Source organism: uncultured Dechloromonas sp., from assembly GCF_945957265.1.
GTDB lineage: Bacteria > Pseudomonadota > Gammaproteobacteria > Burkholderiales > Rhodocyclaceae > Azonexus.
The window spans coordinates 88,614-108,884 of record NZ_CAMFKO010000010.1; the positions used below are offsets into that span (position 1 = coordinate 88,614).

Sequence of the window (20,271 nt, forward strand, 5' to 3'; positions counted from 1 at the left end):
ACACTACGAGGGACATCCACCATGAAAAAACTGATCGCTCTGCTGCTCGTCGCGTTTTCCGCCAATGCCGTTTATGCCGCTGACGATTGCGCCGCCCGCGCAGCCGAAAAGAAGCTGGCCGGTGCTGCCAAGAACAGTTTCATGAAGAAGTGCCAGGCCGATGCCGGCGCTCCCGCCGAAAACGCCGAATGCGCCATGAAGGCCAAGGAAAAGAAGCTGGCTGGCGCGGCCAAGAACAGTTTCATGAAGAAATGCTCGGCTGACGCCGCCGCGAAGTAATCCCGACCGGGGGAGAACGATTGAACGTCGGCCGCCTTCGGGCGGCCGATTGTCGTTTACAGGTGTTCGAAGTCGGCGAGGTCCGACTGCGGGTCGTTGGCGGAGCTGCCGAAGCCGAACTTGCCCTTGCCCTCGAGCTGCATCTCGTTGCGCCGGACCATGATCTCCTGGCGCCCGGAGAGGGTAACGAAGGTGCCGTTGGTGCTGGTATCGACCAGGTAGAAGCCGTCGTTGCGGCGTTCGACGCGGGCGTGCTGGCGGGAGGCCTTGCGGTCGTCGATGGTTAGTTTGCAGCCGAGGTCGCGACCGATCGTGAGCACCGGGGTTTTTTCATCGACCAGAAAAGCCTTGCCGCGATAACGGATGCACAGGCGTTCGACCGGCAGGCGGCTCAGTTCGCCGAAAGTCGAGTGGGGCGACGAGGTGCCCTGATAGCTGGGCCAGTGCACCTGGAACAGCGACAATTCGTTGCCGCCCTCGGCAACGGTGCCCAGCTTGGGCATGGGGTCGACGGTGATGATGCCGGGTTGCGGCAACTCGCCGACCAGGTCGGAGCTGCACAGGATCTGGTCGCGTCGGGCAATGCCGGCGATGCGCGCCGCCGTGCTGACGGCCGAGCCGCTCAGCTTGTCCTCGCTTTCGGCCACGACGCCGCAATGGAGGCCGATGCGGATGGTCAGCTTGAGGCCGGAGACGGGGGGTAGGTCGGCAATGCGTTGTTGCATGTCGATTGCCGCCTGGCAGGCTTCCTCGGCCGTGGCGAAGGAGGCCAGCAATTCGTCGCCGACGATCTGGACCGTTTTCCCCTTGTAGCCGTCGATGGAGCGCTTCATGCGCTTCAGGCAGCGCTCGACGGCATGCATGGCTTCGCGGTCGCCCAGCTTTTCGAAAAGCGCGGTACTGCCGGAAACGTCGGCGAACATGACCGTCAATCTGCGTTGCGTGGCGCTCATCGGCTAGTCAGGACCAAAAGTGGAAAAATTATCGAAGCCCCATTATATGCTGCCATGCCCTCATTATGCATTATGCCTTTAGGCTTATCGGGATGGTTCCGCTGACCGAAAATTCGGGGCTGTCGAAGGCGATATCGCCCTCGTCGACCGGGGTGTCGAGCGTCAGGCCGTGGAAGTCGAAGAGGTCCAGGTCGGCCAGGTGCGACGGCACGACATTCTGCATGGCGGTGAGCACCGACTCGGTCCGTCCCGGGTAGCGCTTGTCCCAATCCTGCATCATCTCGCGGATCTTCTGGCGCTGCAGGTTGTCCTGGGAGCCGCACAGGTTGCAGGGAATGATCGGGAATTCCATGCCCCGGGCGAACTTGGCGATGTCCGATTCGGCGCAGTAGGCGAGCGGGCGAATGACGATGTGCGCCTTGTCGTCGGTGACCAGCTTGGGCGGCATGGCCTTGATCTTGCCGCCGAACAGCAGGTTCAGGAACAGCGTGTGCACCATGTCATCGCGGTGGTGGCCGAGGGCGATCTTGTTGGCCCCCAGCTCCTTCGCGGTGCGGTAGATGATGCCGCGGCGCAGGCGGGAGCACAGCGAACAGGTGGTCTTGCCCTCGGGAATCTTGTCCTTGACGATGGAGTAGGTATCGGACTCGATGATGTGATGCTCGATGCCGATCGACTTGAAGTAGTTGGGCAGGACATCGGCCGGAAACCCGGGCTGTTTCTGGTCGAGGTTCATCGCGATCAGGCGGAACTTGACCGGGGCGCGCTGCTGCAGGGCCATCAGCATGGCGAGCAGGGTGTAGGAGTCCTTGCCGCCGGATACGCAGACGAGCACGGTGTCGCCATCCTCGATCATGTTGTAGTCGATGATGGCCTTGCCGGTGCGGCCTTCGAGAAATTTGCGGAGTTTTTGCAGGGTGTTGGAGCTGTTCATGGTGGCTGGCGGTGTAAACCGACTCGCGAGTGCGAAAAGCCGCAAGTTTACCCTCTGCCTTGGCGGTCGGACAGAGAATTTTCGATGTTTAATCAGGTAGTTCTGGCGTAGGCGGCGAGTTTTTGCTGGAATTCCCTGACCTTGATCGGCTTGGCGAGATAGTCGTCCATTCCGGCGGTGATGCAGGCATCCCTGTCGTCCTGCATGGCGGCGGCCGTCATCGCGATGATCGGTGTCCGGGGCAGCCCCTGCGCGCTTTCGCGCTCGCGTATGCGTTGCGTCGCCTCGATGCCGCCCATGACGGGCATCTGCATGTCCATCAGGATGAGATCGAAACGGTGGCTGGTGAGAATATCCAGCGCCTCCTGGCCGTTCTGCGCCAGCATGGCTTCGTGCCCCCACTTGGCGAGCAGCCCCAGCGCGAGCTTCTGGTTGGTGTGATGGTCTTCGACCAGCAGGATGCGCAGCGACTCTTGCGATTCGCGCAGCGCGTGGCGGGTGAGCAGGGGTTTGCCATCCGTATTCGGCGCCATGGCCGGGCTGGCGAACAGGCGCCCGAGGGTGGCCAGCAGTTCGTCGCTCGAAATCGGCTTGGCGAAGAAACCGGCGATTCCCGACTCCTCGCAGCGCAGGGCGTCGCCGCGCAAGGCGCCGGAAGACAGCATGAGCATCGGCGGCAGCGCCTGGTGTTCGGCGCGCAAGCGGCTGGCGAGTTCGTAACCGTCCATTTCCGGCATCTGCGCATCGAGCAGGATACAGTCGATCGGCTGGTCGGTATCGCGCAGCGCGGCCAGCGCGGCGGCGCCGGAATCGACGCAGTGCGCGGTGATCTGCATGGCGCCCAGCATGGCCTTGAGGATCCGGCGATTGGTCGCGTTGTCGTCGACGACGAGCAGGTGGCGGCCTTTGACATCGACGACGGCCGGCGCCTCGAGCCCCGCGTTGTCGGCGAGCCGGAGTTGCAGGGAGAAGTGAAATACGCTCCCCTTGCCGACTTCGCTGTGCAGCCACATCGATCCGCGCATCAGTTCGACCAGCCGCCGGCAGATCGACAGGCCGAGCCCGGTACCGCCGTATTGCCGGGTCGTCGAGGTGTCTTCCTGGGCGAATGCGTCGAAGATGATCTCCTGCTTGCCCGGCGCGATGCCGATGCCCGTGTCGTGGACGGCGAAATGGAGAACGGCGTGCGCGTCCCGAAGTTCCGTCAGCTCGGCGGTCAGGGAAATTTCGCCCTGCTTGGTGAACTTGATGGCGTTGCCGATGAGGTTGACCAGCACCTGCCGCAAGCGGCCGGGGTCGCCTCGGACAAAGCGCGGAATATCCACCGGCAGGTCGCTCAGCAGTTCGAGCTGCTTCTCGTGGGCCTTCAGGGCAAGCGGTTTCAGCGTGTCGGAAATCAGGCGGTGCAGGTCGAAGGGAATATCCTCGACGATCATCTTGCCGGCCTCGATCTTCGAGAAGTCGAGGATGTCGTTGATCACGGTCAGCAGGGATTCGGCCGAAGACTTGACGATGGTCAGGTACTCCCGCTGTTCCGGATTGAGGGGCGTGTCGAGCGCGAGGTCGGTCATGCCGATGACGCCGTTCATCGGCGTCCGGATCTCGTGGCTCATGTTGGCCAGGAAGTCGCTCTTGGCCTTGCTGGCGGCTTCGGCGATTTCCTTGGCGCGCAGCATGTCGGCTTCGGCCTGCTTGCGGTCGGTAATGTCGATGATCGTGCCGATCAGGCCGGAAATGCTGCCGTCGGGGCGGGTCAGCACCGCCTTGTTGTAGATGGTGTTGTGGGAGCCGTCCTTGAGGTGGATTTGCGCCTCGTATGACTGGGTCCCGCCCTGGGCGAACAGTTCGGCATCCTTGGCGATATGCAGTCTGGCATCCTCGGGGCGGAGCAGGTCGTGCAGCGTGCGCCCCAGCACGGCTTCGCGGGGGATATGGGAAAACGCCTCGAAAGCCCGGTTGACGCGCACGTAGCGCCCTTCAGCATTCTTGATGTAGATCGGCAACGGAACGGTCTCGATCAGTTCCTCGACCAGGTGCAGCTGTTCGGAGAGCTGGGCCTCGATGTGCTTGCGGTCGGAAATGTCGGTGCGGATGCCGATGTAGCGTTCGGGAAGGCCTTGCGGGCTGAGCAGGGGCACGATGGTGGCGTTTACCCAGTAATTCTTCCCCTGGCGCGTGCGATTGCAGATTTCGCCGCGCCACACGCGGCCTTCCGAAATGGTCTGCCACATGTCGCGATACAGCTCGGGGGGGTGGCGCGCCGACTTGATGATCCGGTGGTTCTGCCCCAGCAATTCCTCGCGCGGGTAGCCGCTGATTTCGCAGAAGCGGTCGTTGGCGTACAGGATCGTGCCCTGGGTGTCGGTGATGCTGACGATGGCGTGCTGATCGAGCGCGAATTTCTGGTTGGCCAGCTCGCGCCGGCTCAGCTCGTTTTCGGCGACGACGGCGGCGATGCGCCCGGAAAGCACCGTAATGTCTTCATCGGCCAGCTGCCCGGAGCCGCCCGCCGCGCCTTCCGGAAGCAGCTCGTACATGGTCTGGCGCAGGGAGCGCAGCGCGTTCTCGCGACCGTTCAGCGACTGGCGCAGCCTTTCGTTGGCGGTGCTCAGCTCGGAAGACGAGATCTCGAGGCTGCGTGTCCGCAGTTCGAGGTCGCGCTCGTATTGCTCGTAAGTGGCATCGACCTTCGCCAGAAAATCGCCCAGGCCCTCCAGCACCGGGCGCAGCGCCGGGTCGACGCCGGCCGCGTTGGCCTGCATGGCGGCCAGCAAGGCCGCCAAAGCCGCTTCGTCGGTGACGCCAAGGCTGCGTTTCAGCTGCCGCAGGAGGGTTTTCTGCATGTCGAATCAGCTCAGGTTTCACCGAGACAGGTGATGGTCATCGTCTGATTGTGCAATTTGCAGGAAGATCCCGGGGTGAAGGGGCTGATCTCGCCATAGGAATAGAATCCGGTCAGCGTCGCCTTGTTGCTGAACACGTCGCCCACCGCCTCGACCTCCTCGTCGACCCGGCTGCCCATGACCAGCTTGCGGCCGACGCAGCTGACCAGGATGGCGAGCGTCTCCCCGGCCGACCGGAACATGCCGGCGGCTGCCTCGGCGGCCGCTTCGGCGCCATTCACCAGCTTGTCGGTGCTGGCGTGCATCAGGCGGAGATAGCCGTTGGCATCGATCTCGCCGGCCAGGATCAGGCTGCCCAGGCTTTCATCGACGCCGAGAATGGTGCGGATCAGGCCGATGGCGTTGTGGTCGTCGCCGAGCATCGCGAACGGAAACAGCAGGCCCGAGGCCGGCAGGCTGCGGGCATGGTCGCCGAGATAGCGCTTGTAGATTTCCAGCGCCGGCTCGCCATCGAGTTCGTACAGGATATTGCCTTCGCTGCGCGTCACCTTGCGTGCCGGCCCGAAAGGCTCCCAGCCGCCGAAGGAGCCATGCCCGAAGCGCAGGCCGTCGCCGCACAGGCCGACGGCCACCACGGCGTTGTTGCTGACACCGTCCCGGCCGAGCGTGAAGGTTTCCCTGAACGCGCCGCCATCGCCGGCCAGGCCGCCGGTGATGGGAACGGCGATGCCGATGATGCTGGAGATGCCGTCGACCAGGGCGCTGCCGTTGATCCGCACGCCCGGGCCGAAAACGAGGACGGCCTTGAGGTCGGGGGCCTGGATTTGCCGGCCGATTCGTTCGCCGGCGGCAAACGAATCGTCCATGCCGTTCAGTGTCGTACTGGCCGGTTTCAGGCCAACCTTGTCGAAATCGATGGCCGTGATGCAGCAGGTGCCGTCGTCGACCCCGGCGGCCGAAATCTCGCCGGCGGTGGAGCAGCCGAGCAAGGCGGTGCCCGGCGGCAGTTCGTTCAGGGCCTGGCGGAAGGCGGGATGGGTAAAATGATCGATGGCGCCGAAGACCAGCAGCAGATCGAGCGGACGACCGGCCAGGACAGCAAGGGCGCGGCCAAGCTCGCTGGGCTGGCGGCTGATGACTTGAGTGATCTGCACGGGTGCTCTCCCCTGTATGATCTGGCTACAAAAATAACATACGGCGCTCGCCTTGCGCTGATCTTAAAATCGATATTTTTTTCATTTGCGATGAACAACCTCCCTGCCCCCGCACCCGAAGCGATCGTCCATAGCCAGCGTCTGACCCAGGCCATCGCGGACGACATCACGGCTGCCGGCGGCTGGATTTCGTTCGCCCGCTTCATGGAGCAGGTGCTGTATCGCCCTGGCCTGGGCTATTACACGGCCGGCGCCCGCAAATTCGGGGCGGCCGGCGATTTCGTGACGGCGCCGGAGATGTCCGCCCTGTTCGGGCGGGCGGTGGCCCGCCAGGTCATGCAGGTGCTGGCCCGGTCGGCGCCGTGCGTGCTGGAGGTCGGCGCCGGCTCCGGGCGACTGGCGGCGGATCTCCTGCTCGAACTGGAACGCCTGGGCGGCTTGCCGGAGCGCTATTTCATCCTCGACCTGTCGGCCGACCTGCGCGAGCGGCAGCAACAGACCATCGCGGCGGCAGCCCCTCACTTGCTGTCGCGGGTGAGCTGGCTGGATCGTTTGCCGGCGCGTTTTTCCGGGGTGGTGCTGGCCAACGAACTGCTCGACGCCATGCCGGCCCATGTCGTGGCCTGGCGGGAGGACGGCATCTTCGACCGGGGTGTCGCGCTCGATGCGGACGGGGGTTTTACCTGGCAGGAACGCCCGGCGACCGGCGCCCTGCTCGCCGCGGCCCGGCAAATCGGCGAACAATGCCAGCTGCCGCCGGGTTTCGAGAGCGAAATCAGCCTGGCGGTATCGTCCTGGGCGGCCGAATGGGGGCATCGCCTCGACCGGGGCGCCCTGCTCCTGATCGACTACGGCTTCCCGCGCCGCGAGTTTTACCACCAGCAGCGCGGTCGCGGCACCCTGATGTGCCACTACCGCCACCATGCCCATCCCGATCCGTTCTACCTGCCCGGCCTGCAGGACGTCACCGTCCATGTCGATTTCACGGCGGTGATCGCCGGGGCGCATGGCGCCGGGCTCGATCTGCTCGGCTATGCCAGCCAGGGGCAGTTCCTGCTCAATTGCGGCATTCTCGACTTGCTGGCCGATCTTCCCAACGGCACGCCGGAGTACATTCGGGCGGCCGGTGCCGTCAATACGCTCCTGATGCCGCACGAGATGGGGGAGCTGTTCAAGGTCATCGCCATCGGGCGCGGCATTGACGACGCCCTCCTCGGCTTTGCCAGCGGCGACCAGGGCTGGCGGCTCTAGGCTTGCTTAACGCTTGGCCAGTTCCCTGAAGCGATTGGGCTGGCCGAGCACGACGTGCCCGAAGTCGTCGAGCAGGGCCTGGTCGACCGCCTCGGGGCGCAAGGTATAGAGCGTGCTGCCCAGGCGTTCGAGGTTGCGCGCCTCGACGATGATGGCGCCCTTGGCGAAATCGGCCCGCCAGCGAACGCTGACGCTGACATCGCTGCGAATCTCGAATTCGGCATGTTCGACATACTGGCGTTCGTTCTTGAATTCCTTGCAGGTGAACGGCAATCCGAAATCGAAGAGCATGCTGCGGAAACGCTCGACGGCCGGGCCGTCGCGCCCGATCGCCAGCAAGCCGGGCCCGTTCAGGCGGTACGAAAAGCTGACCAGCTCGACCAGCGCGCCGGCGCTCTGGCTCTGGGTCCGGTAGTCGGCGAATCCCTCCTGCCAGTCCAGCCGGCTGAGCTGGTGCTGCTCGAGCAGCGGGTAGTCGCGCGGGATGCCCGGCTTGACGATGTTCAGCTGCTGGACCAGTTCGTGCAGGAAAAAGAAGATGTGCTTCAGGGCCTGGTCGATCGCTTCGTTGATGGCGGTTCGTTCGGCCAGCGCGCTGTGGATTTCGCGCTGGCGAATTTCCGCCTGGCGCCGCAACTGATCGAGCAGGCCGCCCGCGGCGATGGTGGGCAGCGGCGCCTCGGCCAGCGCCGGCTCGGCAGGAGGCGGTTCGCTCGCCGGCGCGGGCTGCGCCGCGGACAGCTTTTTGGGGGCGATTTCGGGAAACACCAGTTCCGAGTCGCTCATTCCGGCACCGCTGCTGGCCAGGTATTCGCGGCGGGCACGGCGCTCGGCGGCGTCCAGGTCGAAGGCTTCGATATCCGCGACCAGCGCCGCTTCCAGCGCCTCGATGTCTTGCGTCGTCGGACTCTTGCGTTCGCGCTTGGCGCGAATCGCCTGACTGATCGCGGAGAGTTGGCTGGCAGGGTCGGAATTGCTCATTGAACTTGTCGCAGGGTCAGCTACACTGGCTCAATAATGTGTCCTAAATGGAGCTTGCGCAAGATGGACGTTGCATCGATTTCCGGACAGGCCTCGACACTGACCCAGACGCAGCTGTCGGAAGCGGTCAGTACCGCGGTACTCCGCAAGGCCATCGATATCCAGGCGCAGGGCGCGCTGCAGCTGCTTCAGGCCTTGCCGTCGGTCACCAATAACCCGCCCAACCTCGGCAACAGCATCGACGTCAGGGCGTGAGCTCTTCCAGCCAGTCGCGCAGACAGGCCGCCACGAGCGGCCATTCCTTTTCGTGGGTCACGGCGTGTCCCATGCGACGGAAAATGTGGGCGCGCTGACCGTAGGTGTTGGCCGTGCTTTGAACCAGGAAAGCCGGCACCAGCACGTCGTCTTCGGCGCCCAGGATGAGCATCGGCGGCCGGTGCATGGAAAACAGGTTGGGCAGGTTGAACATCGTCATGTCGAGGATGGCGCGCTGCGATTCGTTCTGCATCCGGGTCATCCAGGCAGCCAGCATGGCCTCGTCCGCATCGCCGGCGAACAAGGCTTCGCGCAGCGTTGCCGTATCGGTATATTCGCCGCTCAGGATGCGGTTGAGCTCGAGGAAGAGGTGCGGCTTGCTGAACAGCAGGTGGAACTGGGAGGCGATCAGGCCTTGCGGCGGCACCGAGCAGATCAGCGCGGCAGCCCGGGCCGGGCGGTGTTCCAGGTACTTCTGCACGATGAAGCCGCCCATCGAGTGGCCGATCAGGACGGGCTCTTCACCGAGCCAGTCGACCACGCTCTTCAGGTCGTCGACATAGTCGGCGACCGAGTGCCAGTTGATATGATCCCGGCCTTCGCTGCCGCCGTGGCCGCGCAGGGAGAGCGCGTGGCAGGGGTAGCCGGCCTGGGCCAGGAAGGGCATGAAGGTTTCGGTCCACATCCAGCCGCCGGCAAAGGCGCCGTGTACGAACAGCAAGGGCGGCTTGCCGGTCTTGCGGTCGGGCGTGCAGGAAAAGACTTCGAGGCCGGCGATGATTTGTGTTTTTAGCATGGGGTCGGTTGGGGCCGTGTTCTAATGCGGTTTTTGGGGCGAAGCAGGGCAATATGCTGAAGTGGTTAGTGACGCTGGTGGTGGCGATTTTCCTGCTGGGCATCATCGCCCCGCATCTGGCGCGCTTCATTCGCTTCGGCCAACTGCCGGGCGACTTCGCCTTCCGCTTCCGTGGCCGGAACTATGTCTTTCCGGTGGCCACGACGATCATCTTTTCGCTATTGCTCTGGCTGCTCTCCCGGCTCATTTAAGGCGGCCTTGACGGCAAGAACCCGGGCGGCGTGGATGCGTTCGGGAATCCCGCCCTTGTCGGCGCAGGCGGCCGCTATGTCGCCGGCCGGCACGGAGCGCACGGCGGCAAGCGCCGCCAGCAGGCGCTGCGGACTGTCGTAGCGGCGGTTTTCCCAGCCCAGGCGCCCGGTATAGTCGCACAGGCAGGCATCGAGCAGTTGCTGGAAGCGTTCCGGCCGGCGCAGGGCGTCGGTTTTCTCGAACAGCGTGACGAGGGTGCTTGCCTTGAGGTCGGCGGCACGGTGCACGTTGCCGTGGTAGCGGGCCATCAGCAGGGCCAGGTCGCGGCAGTCGTTGGGCACGCGCAGCCGGGCGCAGAGCTGCTCGGTCAGGCGCACGCTGCGCTCCTCGTGGCCGAGGTGGCGCGGCAGGATGTCGGCCGGGGTTTCCGCCTTGCCGAGGTCGTGGGTCAGCGCCGCGAAGCGCACCGGCAGCGCAAAGCCGCGCAATGCCGACTGGTCGATGACCATCAGCGTATGGATACCGGTATCGACTTCCGGATGGTAGTCGGCGCGCTGCGGCACGCCGAACAGCTTGTCGACCTCGGGCAGCAGGCGAACCAGGGCGCCGCAATCGCGCAGCACCTCGATCATCCGCGACGGCCGCTCTTCCATCAGCCCCTTGGCCAGTTCCTGCCAGACGCGCTCGGCGACCAGGTGATCGACTTCGCCGTCGGCCACCATGCCGCGCATCAGGTCGAGCGTTTCCGGTGCGATGGTGAAGTCGCTGAAGCGGGCCGCGAAACGGGCCAGGCGCAGGATGCGCACGGGGTCTTCGGCGAAGGCCGGGCCGACGTGCCGCAATACCTTGGCCCGCAGGTCGGCCTGGCCGTGGAAAGGGTCGACCAGGCTGCCGTCGCCGGCCCTGGCCATGGCATTGATGGTCAGGTCGCGGCGGGCGAGATCGTCTTCGAGCGTGACGTCGGGCGCGGCGTGGAAGGCGAAGCCGTGGTAGCCGCGGCCGGTCTTGCGCTCGGTGCGGGCCAGCGCGTATTCCTCATGGCTTTGCGGATGGAGGAATACCGGGAAATCCTTGCCCACCGGCCGGAAGCCTTGCGCCAGCATGGCTTCCGGGGTGGCGCCGACGACCACGTGGTCGCGGTCGGCGTTGGGCCGGCCGAGCAGTTCGTCACGGACGGCACCGCCGACGAGGTAGGTCTGCACGGCTGGCGAGGCGGGCCGCTTGTTCAGCGGCCGGCGCGGTAGCGGAAGCTGTCCAGCTTGCCTTTCGGCGTGTTCAACGCAATGTAGGTCGGCGCGATGGCTTCCAGCGCGGTCGGTTGCCAGTTGGCCGGCGCCTTGGATGCGCCTTCGCAGACGCTGTCCTTTTCCATCGAGCGCAGGTTGTCGGGCGACAGCATCGGGCTCGGGGCCAGCCACATCAGGCCGGCCTGCAGGTAGGCCCAGCCTTCCGACAGCGGCACGATGGTGGCGCTGCTGCCGGTCAGCTCTTTGGCGTAGTCGACCAGCTCGCGCAGGGTGTAGACCTTGGGGCCGGCCAGCTCGTAGGCCTGGCCGTAGGTGTTCACGTCGGCCAGCGCGTCGACGAAGGCGTCGGCGACGTCGGCGGCCCATACCGGCTGAAAGCGGGCATGGCCGAAACCGAGCGGGAAGAACGGCACCTTCTTCAGGATGTTGGCGAACATCGACAGGAAGGAGTCGCCGAGGCCGAAGATGACCGACGGACGGAAGACGGTGACGTCCAGTTCGCCCTGGGCGGCGAGCACGACGGCTTCGCCATCGCCCTTGGAGCGCAGGTATTCGGAGGGGCCCTTGGGATCGGCGTTGAGGGCGCTCATGTGCACCAGGCGGCGGACGCCGGTGGCCTTGCAGGCGGCGACGATCTTCTTCGGCAGCTCGACGTGGGCTTCGGCGAAGTCGCGGCTGTAGGGCAGGACGACGTCGCGGCTGTGCAGGACGCCGACCAGGTTGATCACGGCATCGTGGCCGCGCATCAGTTCGGTCAGGGTCTTTTCGCAGTTGATGTCGGCTTCCGGCATCTCCACGCCCGGCTGGATGATCAGCGCCTTGTTGCGTTCGCGGCGGCGCGTCGGGATGGTGAGCTCGATACCGCGCTGCGACAGGCGATTGGCGATGTAGGTACCGATGAAACCGCTACCCCCCAGCAGCAAGACCTTTTTGATGTCCATGTGGAACCCCGGAAACTTGAATCGTTCGTAAAAGTCGGATTTTAAGGCAATTTGACCATTTTCGGGCGGCCGGATGGCCGGCCGGCGGCTATCAATTGCCTGAATTCCCGCCGGCCTGGCCGAGGACGCGTTGCGCCGCCAGCTCGAACAGGGATCGGCCGGAGCGGATTTCGGCGCTGCCGTCGCGGAGCTGGCGGTCGAGGATGGCCGGGTGGACGGCGGCCGCGAACCCGCTTTCCGGGTTGAGCAGGAGGACTCTTTGCGTACCCGGGCTGACGTGGCCGACCATGCCGCTGCGGGTTGCGCCGTCGCCGAGCGCCGTGGAAATCCAGTCGCCCGGCGCGTAGGCCGGTGGGCGTGCCGGCGGCGAATGGGGTTCCGGAAAATCGAAGGTGAGCAGAACGAGGTCGCCGGATTGCAGCCGGCCGCCGACCGGCCGGCCAGGCGCCTGGAGCGCGGCCTCGACCGGCGGGACGCCGGCATTGTCGGCGCTGGCGGTGGCGCGCAGCGCCTGGGTCTGCAGCTGGAAGCAGGTATCGAGGAAGGCTTCCTGCTCGCCGCTGGGCAAGCCGGCGCGTTCCATCCCGGCTTTCAGCGTCCGGAGCATGGGCGGCACGCGCTGGGCCAGCTGCTTGCGGTCCTCGGCGGCCGTCTTGGGCTGGAAGGACCACAGCAATCCGTCGATGGCGGCGGCGTATTCCTGCCACGACGGGCTGTCGGGGCCGGCTTCGCGGCCGATGTCCAGCATCGCCTGGCGCCAGGTCCCGTCGAGAAAGCGGGCAATCGCTTCGGGCGGGTTTTTGTGCAGCGCGGCCCGTATGGTTTGCGCCACGCGCGTGACCAGCGCGTCTTGCCGGTCCAGTTGTTCGAGCAGGGGAAGGTAGCGTGCCGCCTCGGCGGCGATTTGCTCGTGACGGCTGGCGATCAGCGCATCCAGTTCGCCGACGGTGGCGGCGAACGGGCCCGGGTCGCTGCCCGCTTCCAGGCGCAGGTGCGAGGCCAGTTCGAACAGGCGCCGGCATACCGGGTGGCGCGGCGACACGTCGAGAGGCAGTCCCAGGGCGGCCTGCGCCATGCGGTCGAGGACCAGGCGGGCCGGATGGGCGCTGTCGGTGAACAGGGCGCTGTCCTTCATCGCCACCTTGAGCACCTTGATCTGCAGGCTGGAGACGATGGCTTTCAGCGCATCGGGTAGTTCCGGGTCGGCGAAGATGGCTTCGAAGATCATCGCCAGGGTGTCGATGGCGACGCTTTCGGTGGCGGTTTTCGGGATGCCGAGCTCGCCGGAGCGGATGATTTTCGGCGCCGCGGAGGGCGAGCCTTCGGCAAACAGCGCCGGCATCATGGGTTCGCCGGCGGGGGCGCTGCCGGGGATCACCGGGGGGCCGAAACGCCCTACCCGTTCGAGCGCTTCCAGGCGGAACATCAGCTGTTCGAGGGAGGACTGGCTGAGCAGGCTGGCCGCCGCGCCGCCGGAGAACGCCGCGGCGCCTTCCGGCATCGCCGGCAGGCGGGCCGCCAGCAGTTGCTGCAGGCCTTCGAGGGCGTTGCCGGCGGGGGCAGCCGGGATTTCGCGGGCCTGCGTCGGGCTGTCCGGGGCGGTGATGATGGCCGGCTGGGCGGCGTCGATGCCGGCTTTTTCCAGGAAGGCGTTCAGTTCCGCGTAGAGGCCGGGCAGGTTCTGGCGCAGGTAGGCCTCGAACTGGTCGAGCAGGTTGAGCTTGTCGTCGAGGCTGCCGGCACCCGCCGCGGCGAACAGCGTGTCGAGACCCCGGCAGATGCTCTTCGGCCCGACCGGGTTGTCGCTTTTCGGCAGGTCGGGGCGACGCAGCAGCGTGACGAAGCGCAGGTGCAGCTTCCACAGGCTGTCGCCCGAGTTCTCGAAGAGCCGGGCGGTCAGGTTGTCGAGGCGGATGCCCAGCTCGAGGTCGTCCTCGGCGAGCAGCGTGATGCGCGAGGCGGTCAGGCCGTCGACCTCGTCGGCGAAGCTGCCCCGCTTGTCGGTGGCGACGACTTCGTCGAAGTAGGCGCCGGCGCCGTCCTGGACGGCCGCGATGGCCGGGCCGGAAACCAGGTGGCTATCCTGCAGCAGGGCGCCGAGATGCCTGACGAACAGGGCTCGGCAGTTGCGCAGTACCTCGAACGAGTCGGAATGCATGGCCATGGCGGGTCAGGGAAGGTCGGCGTCCTTGGGCGCGTCCGCCGTGCGGGCCCCGACGGTGCCGAGGCGGGCTTTCAGCGAATCGGGTTTGCCGTTGAAGATGGCTGAATAATAGACCGCGTTGCTCATCACCTTCTTGACGTAGTCGCGCGTTTCGCTGAACGGGATGGTCTCGGCGTAGATGGCGCCTTCCAGCGGCCGGTCGGCGCGCCATTTCTTGGCGCGGCCGGGGCCGGCGTTGTAGGCGGCGGAGGCGAGCACCGGGTGGTTGTCGAGGTTTTCCATGACCAGGCGCATGTAGGTGGTGCCGAGCAGGACGTTGGTCTCGGTATCGTTGACCCGGCCCTGGCTGAAGTCGCGCAGGCCGATCTTCTTGGCGACCCACTTGGCGGTGGCCGGCATCAACTGCATCAGGCCGGAGGCGCCGACGGTGGACTTGGCGCTGACGATGAAGCGGCTTTCCTGGCGCATCAGGCCGTACACCCAGGCGTCGTCGAGCGCCTGGTTCTGGGCGGCGGGCCGCACCGTTTCGCCGTAGGGGGCGAGGAAGCGCAGGGTGTAGTCGTGCTCGTTCCTGGTCCGGTCGGCGGTGTTGATGGCGCGGTCCCAGATCTGGTTGCGCTTGGCGAGATCGGCGGCGGCGAGCAGTTCGCGGTCGTCCATGCCGCGCAGCGACCAGTTCCATTCCTTGACCGCCTCGGTCCGCATGTCGTTGCGGAAGAAGGCCAGGGCGCGGCGGATGCCCGGGTTGTCGCGGGCGGCGCGCTGTTCCTCGGCGGTCGGCGCCTTGGCCTTGGGCGGCGGGACAACGGTGCGGCCGAGTTCCTCGTCGGCGAGATTGCCGTAGAAACTGGGCTGTCCGGCGATTTTCTCGAACAGCGCGTTGCCTTCGCTGCTGCGGCCGCCGGCGTGCTGCGCCCGGCCCAGCCAGTAGATCCATTCGGGCTTGGCCGCCAGCTCGGCCGGCATGGCTTCGATGGCGTTGCGGACGACGCCCCACTCCTGGGCGCGCAGCGCGGCACGCACCTTCCATTGGGCGCCGTCTTCCGACAGCAGGGCCTTGGCGGCCTGGTTATACCAGCCGACCGCTTCCGGCAGGTGCTTCTTGGCGCCCTGCAGGCCGATCTGGCTCCACGCCCACTGGCGTTCGCCGTCGTTCAGCTTGCCCTTGATCCGTTCCAGTTCGTCGGCGGCTGCGCGCGGATCGTTGGCGGCAATGCGGGCGATGGCAAAGGCTGCCAGTTCGCGTCCGGCGCGGCTGCCGTTGCCGACGCCCTGCTTGACCAGGTGGCTCATGGCGCTGTTGAGGGCGCTGTCGAATGAACGGCTGTCCGGCATCTGGCTGTCCGGCAGGTAATTCAGCGTGGTCTTGGCCCAGCCCGGGCGGTTGGCCTCGACCTGGCGGCGGGCGCGCGCCCAGACGTCGTCGGCGTTCATCTTCTGGCTGGCGACCACGGCATCGAGGATGGGCCGGCACGGTTCGGGCGGTTCCAGCATGGTCAGCCACTGCTTTTCCGCTTCGGCCAGCACGCTGCGGTCGTCGCGGGCCAGCCGGGCCTGCTGGCTGTAGCAGGTGACGTCGGGTTCGGGGGCGAGCAGCTTGGAAAACTCGGCATCGACCTCGTTCCACGAGGCGCGCTTGCCGAGCAGGCGGATCCAGTCGGCACGCAGTTTCTCGGCGACGTAGCTGCCTTCGTGGCGTTGCAGGAAATCGCGCAGGTTGCCCGGATCGCCCTTGTCCATCCACATGCGCAGCCGGTAGCTCTCGGCGTAGGGCGCCAGTTCGTGGTTGCCGAGCTGGCCGATGGCCTGCTCCAGCTTGTTCAGGTTGCCGGCGCGGAAGGCGTCGCGGGCCGTCAGGAAGGCCATGTCGCCGTTCTGGGCGAAGACGGACAGCGAGAGCGCGAGGCCAAGCGTCAGGGGGGCGAAGCGGGCGTGAAACTTCATGCTAGATTACGGTGATGCAAGAAGCGAACGAGGATAACACGGCCTGGCGCCGGGCATTGCGGCGCGACATGGTGGCCCGACGGGCGGCATTGAGCGATGCCGAGCATGACGCCTGGTCGGCGCACATCGTCGCCCATCTGCAGGCGGCCTTGCCGTTGCCGCGCATCGTGGCCTTCTGCTGGCCGATCAAGCACGAACCCGATGTGCGGGCGGTCATCCCCCGCTGGGCGGCACAAGGCGTGCTGGCCGCCTTGCCGGTGGTGGTCCGGGAAGACGCGCCGCTGGCCTTCCGGCTGTGGACGCCGGATACGCCGCTGGCCGCCGACCGTTACGGCATTCCGACGCCGACCGGCGGTGAATTCGTGCAGCCCGACATGCTGCTGCTGCCGCTCAACGGCTTCGACGGCGACGGTTACCGGCTGGGTTACGGCGGCGGCTATTTCGACCGCACGCTGGCCGCGCTGTCCCCTCGCCCGCTGGCGGTGGGCGTCGGCTTCGAGATCAATCGCCTGCCGACCATCCGCCCGGAGCGGCACGACCAGCGTCTCGACTGGCTGGTCACCGAAGCCGGGGCGCTCAGGCTTCCTGCCGCCTGAAGCCGCGGATGGCGTAGGCCATGGTCAGCGCGGCGAGGCCGACCAGGATGGCCTGGCGCTGGTCGTAGATGCCGGTGCGCAAAGCCAGTTCGAGGGCATAGCCGTCGTGCAGCGCGAAGAGCATGGCCGTACCGGCGACGGCCAGCCAGATGCGGCGCCGGCCGCCATCCCGTTTGCGGCGCAGGCATTCCTCGATGGCCAGCGCGCTGGTCCAGATTTGCAGGATGGACGCGGCGAGCAGGATGGCCAGGGTCAGCGTGTAGCTGTTCATGCGGCGCGGCAGGCCTGTTCGAAGCGGCGCAACGCCTCGTCCAGCGTCGCTCTCGGACAGCCGAAATTGAGGCGCAGCCAGCCGGGGCAGCCGAAAGCGGCGCCGTCGGAGAGGCCCAGCCCGTGGGCTTCGAAGTGGGCGGCGGGGTGGTCCAGCCGCAGGTCGCGGATGTCGAGCCAGGCCAGGTAGGTGGCTTCGACGGGGGCCATGCGCACCCCGGGCAGGCCGGACATCGTGGCGGCGACGCGGTCGCGGTTGCCGCGCAGGTAGGCGATCAGTTCGCGGTGCCAGTCGCCGCCGTCGCGGAAGGCCGCTTCGCAGGCGGCGAGGCCGAGCACGTTCACATGCGGGACGATGCCCAGCATGGTCCGCTCGAAGCGGCGGCGCAGGGCGGGGTCGGAAATGATCGCGAAAGCGCAGCCGAGGCCGGGAATGTTGAAGGTCTTGGACGGCGCCATCAGGGTGATGGTGCGTTGGGCGATGGCCGGCGACAGGCTGGCGAACGGGATGTGCCGCTTGTCCTCGTCGAGGATCAGCCCGCAGTGGATTTCGTCGGAGCAGACGATCAGGTCGTTGGCTTCGACATGCCCGGCCAGGGCCAGCAGCTCATCCCGGCCCCAGCAGCGGCCGACCGGGTTGTGCGGGTGGCAGAGCAGGAACAGCCGGGTGGCGGGGCTGGTGGCTTTTTGCAGGACGTCCATGTCCCAGTGCCAGCGGGTGCCGGTGCAGCTCAGGTCGATCCGGTTCAGCTTGCGGCCGGAAAGATGGGGGGCGGACAGGAAGGGCGGGTAGATCGGCGCCGCCGTCAGCACCTCGCCGTCGATGCTGCGGCAGGCGACGTTAAGCCCGTTGACCAGGCCCGGCAGCCAGACGATCCACTCCGGCTCGATGCGCCACGCGTACTCGCTTTCGAGGTGAGTGAGCACCGACTCCGTCAGCGATGGCCAGGGGCTGCCATAGCCCAGCACGCCATGCTCGAGGCGCCGGTGCAGGGCGGCGAGGACCGCCGGGGGCGCCGCGAAATCCATGTCGGCGACCCATAGCGGCAGGATGTCCTGGTCGGCGTATTTCCGCCACTTTTCGGAATCCGAGTCGCGGCGGTCGATGACGATATCGAAGGGACTCAAGCCGTGCGCCTCAGACCTCGAGGTGCTGGTACAGCGCCGTCGACAGGTAGCGCTCGCCGAAGGACGGGATGATCACGACGATCAGCTTGCCGGCGTTTTCCGGCCGCTTGGCCAGTTCCAGCGCGGCCCAGGTGGCGGCGCCGGAGGAAATGCCGACGAGCAGGCCTTCCTCGGTCGCCATCTGGCGGGCGGTGGCGAAGGCGTTGTCGTTGGTGACGCGGATCACCTCGTCGTAGATGCCGGTGTTCAGCACGCCCGGCACGAAGCCGGCGCCGATGCCCTGGATCGGGTGCGGGCCCTTCTGGCCGCCGGACAGCACCGGCGAGGCATCGGGTTCGACGGCGACGATCCGGACGCCCGGCTTGCGCGCCTTCAACACTTCGCCGACGCCGGTCACCGTGCCGCCGGTGCCGACGCCCGACACGAAGATGTCGACCTGGCCGTCGGTATCGCGCCAGATTTCCTCGGCCGTGGTGTTGCGGTGGATTTCCGGGTTGGCCGGGTTCTCGAACTGCTGCGGGATGAAATACTTGGCATCGCCGTCGGCCAGTGCCTTGGCCCTGGCGATGGCGCCGCCCATGCCTTCGGGGCCCGGGGTCAGGATCAGGTCGGCGCCGTAGGCCTTGAGCAGCAGCTTGCGCTCGCGGCTCATCGTCTCGGGCATCGTGAAGGCGCACTTGATGCCGCGCGCGGCGCAGACCATGGCCAGGCCGATGCCGGTGTTGCCGGACGTCGGTTCGAGGACCACGGTGTCCGGGCCGATCTTGCCGGCGGCGATGGCGGCGTCGAGCATGGCGACGGCGATGCGGTCCTTGACGCTGTGGCCGGGGTTGAAGAATTCCAGCTTGGCGACGACGGTGGCGCCGCTGCCGGCGGTAACGCGGTTGAGCTTGACGAGCGGCGTGTTGCCGACCAGTTCGGTGACGTTGTTGGCGATTTTCATGGACGGGTTCCGTACGAAGAAGGGGGATTGTAGGGGTTTCTCGCCCCGGTGTGTGTGGGGCGGCAGGCGCGGGCCGGTTCGCCGAACAGGTCCCCGGTGCCGAGGTCCGCTCCGCTGGCCAGCGCCTGGCGCAGCGCGTCGCCGTCGTCGATGCCGGCGATCTCGATGCGTGTCGCCGAGCACGGCACCGCGGCGCAGGCGGAAGGATCGGCCGCGGCGATGCGCAGGATGTCGGGTTCCAGCGCCAGTACGGCGGGCAGGGCCGGGGGCTGTTCCGGTCCGTGCAGGGCCAGCCGGTAGCCGCGCTGGCGGTAGCTGGCCAGGGCGTGCGCGCCGTGGCTGCCCAGCTCGCTGGCATCGGCGTCGATGTCGAGCACGATATCGGCCGGCCCCAGGCCGCAGCGCTTGAGGATGGCTTCATAGACCAGGCCGTGCTGGTTGCTGACGGCCTGCAGGTGGTGCGGATGGATGGCGACCTGCAGATAGCCGCCGGCGTGCTGGCGCTGGGCGAGGAAGTTGAGGGCGTGCAGCGTGCGGCACAGGCGGTCGAGATGGACGATGGCCGGTCCGCTCTCGCAGGCATCGAAAGGCGCTTCGGGCGGCAGGCCGGCGCCGTCGCTGCGGCGCACGGTCAGGCTGGCCCGATGCCCGAGCACGCGTTCGCTGCGCAAGTCGGCGATCGGCTGGAACAGCGAACCGAGGTGCAGGCCGCCATGCCAGGCCTCGACGCGGTCGCCGGCGACGTACAGGGTGCTGTCGCCGCTGGCGTCGGCGGCATTGAAGTAGCGGATCAGGTCTTCGACGGGCATGGCGCGGCCTATTTCTTCAGGTAGATCTGGTCGAAGGTGCCGCCGTCGGCGAAGTGCGTCTTCTGCGCCTTCTGCCAGCCGCCGAAGGTATCGTCGATGGTCACCAGCTTCAGTTTCGGGAACTGCCTGGCGGTCTGTGCCGCCACCTTGGGATGGGTCGGGCGGTAATAGTGCTTGGCGGCGATCTGCTGGCCCTCCTCGGAATACAGGTAGTCGAGGTAGGCCTGCGCCGTCAGCCGGGTGCCGCGCTTCTCGACCACTTTATCGACTACCGCCACCGGCGGCTCGGCGAGGATGGAGAGGCTGGGATAGACGATCTCGAACTTGTCCTTGCCCAGTTCGTTGACCGCCAGGATGCCTTCGTTCTCCCAGGCGATCAGCACGTCGCCCAGGCCGCGTTCGACGAAGGTCGTGGTCGAGCCGCGGGCGCCGGAATCGAGCACCGGCACGTTCTTGAAGATGGCGCTGACCAGTTCCCTCGCTGTCTCTTATACACATCTGACGCTGCCGACGATATGCAGTGTGTAGTTC

The 20,271-nt window shown here is 66.6% G+C and carries 19 protein-coding genes and 1 pseudogene; 5 read left to right on the forward strand and 15 right to left on the reverse strand.

Annotation, left to right across the window (positions count from 1 at the left end; all coding sequences use genetic code 11):
* Nucleotides 1-21: 21 nt before the first annotated feature.
* Nucleotides 22-279: a hypothetical protein gene (locus Q0P59_RS07620; RefSeq protein ID WP_150428387.1), complete on the forward strand. Its 258-nt coding sequence runs from the start codon at nucleotides 22-24 to the stop codon at nucleotides 277-279.
* A 56-nt stretch (nucleotides 280-335) separates the two neighbouring features.
* Here the strand turns inward: Q0P59_RS07620 and Q0P59_RS07625 are convergent, their stop codons facing one another.
* From Q0P59_RS07625 to Q0P59_RS07640, 4 genes are all read right to left on the reverse strand, one after another.
* Nucleotides 336-1,232 (reverse strand): adenylate/guanylate cyclase domain-containing protein, encoded by an 897-nt coding sequence (locus Q0P59_RS07625; protein WP_295005231.1) that lies wholly within the window; start codon nucleotides 1,230-1,232, stop codon nucleotides 336-338.
* 70 nt (nucleotides 1,233-1,302) lie between these two features.
* Nucleotides 1,303-2,166 carry a tRNA 2-thiocytidine(32) synthetase TtcA gene (gene ttcA, locus Q0P59_RS07630; RefSeq protein WP_295005233.1) on the reverse strand — a complete coding sequence of 288 codons (864 nt, stop codon included), beginning with the start codon at nucleotides 2,164-2,166 and terminating at the stop codon, nucleotides 1,303-1,305.
* Nucleotides 2,167-2,258: 92 nt separating this feature from the next.
* The gene (locus tag Q0P59_RS07635) at nucleotides 2,259-5,009 is read right to left on the reverse strand and encodes a response regulator (RefSeq protein ID WP_295005235.1); all 2,751 of its coding nucleotides are present in this window, start codon (nucleotides 5,007-5,009) and stop codon (nucleotides 2,259-2,261) included.
* 11 nt (nucleotides 5,010-5,020) lie between these two features.
* The gene (locus tag Q0P59_RS07640; protein WP_295005237.1) at nucleotides 5,021-6,163 is read right to left on the reverse strand and encodes an FIST N-terminal domain-containing protein; all 1,143 of its coding nucleotides are present in this window, start codon (nucleotides 6,161-6,163) and stop codon (nucleotides 5,021-5,023) included.
* 90 nt (nucleotides 6,164-6,253) lie between these two features.
* Between Q0P59_RS07640 and Q0P59_RS07645 the strand changes: the two genes are divergently transcribed.
* Nucleotides 6,254-7,414, forward strand: coding sequence for an SAM-dependent methyltransferase (locus tag Q0P59_RS07645; protein ID WP_295005239.1), 1,161 nt, complete (start codon nucleotides 6,254-6,256; stop codon nucleotides 7,412-7,414).
* Between the two features lie 6 nt (nucleotides 7,415-7,420).
* On the opposite strand, the gene Q0P59_RS07650 is transcribed toward Q0P59_RS07645, so the two are convergent.
* A complete protein-coding gene (locus tag Q0P59_RS07650; RefSeq protein WP_295005241.1) occupies nucleotides 7,421-8,395 on the reverse strand; it encodes a hypothetical protein in 975 nt (324 codons plus the stop codon).
* 63 nt (nucleotides 8,396-8,458) lie between these two features.
* Here Q0P59_RS07650 and Q0P59_RS07655 point away from each other — a divergent pair, with 63 nt between their 5' ends.
* The gene (locus tag Q0P59_RS07655; RefSeq protein WP_295005243.1) at nucleotides 8,459-8,650 is read left to right on the forward strand and encodes a YjfB family protein; all 192 of its coding nucleotides are present in this window, start codon (nucleotides 8,459-8,461) and stop codon (nucleotides 8,648-8,650) included.
* Here the strand turns inward: Q0P59_RS07655 and Q0P59_RS07660 are convergent.
* Nucleotides 8,640-9,446: an alpha/beta fold hydrolase gene (locus Q0P59_RS07660; RefSeq protein WP_295005244.1), complete on the reverse strand. Its 807-nt coding sequence runs from the start codon at nucleotides 9,444-9,446 to the stop codon at nucleotides 8,640-8,642. The two genes, Q0P59_RS07655 and Q0P59_RS07660, sit on opposite strands and share 11 nt — an antisense overlap.
* 53 nt (nucleotides 9,447-9,499) lie before the next feature.
* On the opposite strand from Q0P59_RS07660, the gene Q0P59_RS07665 reads away from it, so the two are divergent.
* Nucleotides 9,500-9,697 carry a DUF2905 domain-containing protein gene (locus Q0P59_RS07665; protein WP_295005245.1) on the forward strand — a complete coding sequence of 66 codons (198 nt, stop codon included), beginning with the start codon at nucleotides 9,500-9,502 and terminating at the stop codon, nucleotides 9,695-9,697.
* On the opposite strand, the gene Q0P59_RS07670 is transcribed toward Q0P59_RS07665, so the two are convergent.
* From Q0P59_RS07670 to Q0P59_RS07685, 4 genes are all read right to left on the reverse strand, one after another.
* Entirely contained in the window at nucleotides 9,665-10,900 is a 1,236-nt protein-coding gene (locus Q0P59_RS07670; RefSeq protein WP_295005246.1) for a multifunctional CCA addition/repair protein, read from the reverse strand. The two genes, Q0P59_RS07665 and Q0P59_RS07670, sit on opposite strands and share 33 nt — an antisense overlap.
* Before the next feature lie 23 nt (nucleotides 10,901-10,923).
* Complete coding sequence (locus tag Q0P59_RS07675; protein WP_295005247.1) at nucleotides 10,924-11,886, reverse strand: complex I NDUFA9 subunit family protein; 963 nt, start codon at nucleotides 11,884-11,886, stop codon at nucleotides 10,924-10,926.
* A gap of 91 nt (nucleotides 11,887-11,977) precedes the next feature.
* Nucleotides 11,978-14,050, reverse strand: coding sequence for a DUF1631 family protein (locus Q0P59_RS07680; RefSeq protein ID WP_295005248.1), 2,073 nt, complete (start codon nucleotides 14,048-14,050; stop codon nucleotides 11,978-11,980).
* 6 nt (nucleotides 14,051-14,056) lie between these two features.
* Nucleotides 14,057-15,994, reverse strand: a complete 1,938-nt coding sequence (locus tag Q0P59_RS07685; RefSeq protein WP_295005249.1) for a lytic transglycosylase domain-containing protein — start codon at nucleotides 15,992-15,994, stop codon at nucleotides 14,057-14,059.
* Between the two features lie 14 nt (nucleotides 15,995-16,008).
* Here Q0P59_RS07685 and Q0P59_RS07690 point away from each other — a divergent pair, with 14 nt between their 5' ends.
* Complete coding sequence (locus tag Q0P59_RS07690) at nucleotides 16,009-16,590, forward strand: 5-formyltetrahydrofolate cyclo-ligase (RefSeq protein ID WP_295005250.1); 582 nt, start codon at nucleotides 16,009-16,011, stop codon at nucleotides 16,588-16,590.
* Here the strand turns inward: Q0P59_RS07690 and Q0P59_RS07695 are convergent.
* The 5 genes and pseudogenes from Q0P59_RS07695 to Q0P59_RS07715 form a co-directional block, all read right to left on the reverse strand.
* A complete protein-coding gene (locus tag Q0P59_RS07695; RefSeq protein ID WP_295005251.1) occupies nucleotides 16,571-16,861 on the reverse strand; it encodes a hypothetical protein in 291 nt (96 codons plus the stop codon). The two genes, Q0P59_RS07690 and Q0P59_RS07695, sit on opposite strands and share 20 nt — an antisense overlap.
* Nucleotides 16,858-17,988 carry a PatB family C-S lyase gene (locus Q0P59_RS07700; RefSeq protein ID WP_295005253.1) on the reverse strand — a complete coding sequence of 377 codons (1,131 nt, stop codon included), beginning with the start codon at nucleotides 17,986-17,988 and terminating at the stop codon, nucleotides 16,858-16,860. The genes Q0P59_RS07695 and Q0P59_RS07700 overlap by 4 nt, the downstream gene beginning before the upstream one ends.
* 10 nt (nucleotides 17,989-17,998) lie before the next feature.
* Entirely contained in the window at nucleotides 17,999-18,931 is a 933-nt protein-coding gene (gene cysK / locus Q0P59_RS07705; protein ID WP_295005255.1) for a cysteine synthase A, read from the reverse strand.
* On the reverse strand, nucleotides 18,928-19,740 hold the full coding sequence (locus Q0P59_RS07710) for an EAL domain-containing protein (protein ID WP_295005257.1): 813 nt from the start codon (nucleotides 19,738-19,740) through the stop codon (nucleotides 18,928-18,930). The genes cysK and Q0P59_RS07710 overlap by 4 nt, the downstream gene beginning before the upstream one ends.
* A gap of 8 nt (nucleotides 19,741-19,748) precedes the next feature.
* Nucleotides 19,749-20,228, reverse strand: a pseudogene (locus tag Q0P59_RS07715) (sulfate ABC transporter substrate-binding protein); the annotation flags it as partial.
* Between the last annotated feature and the right edge of the window lie 43 nt (nucleotides 20,229-20,271).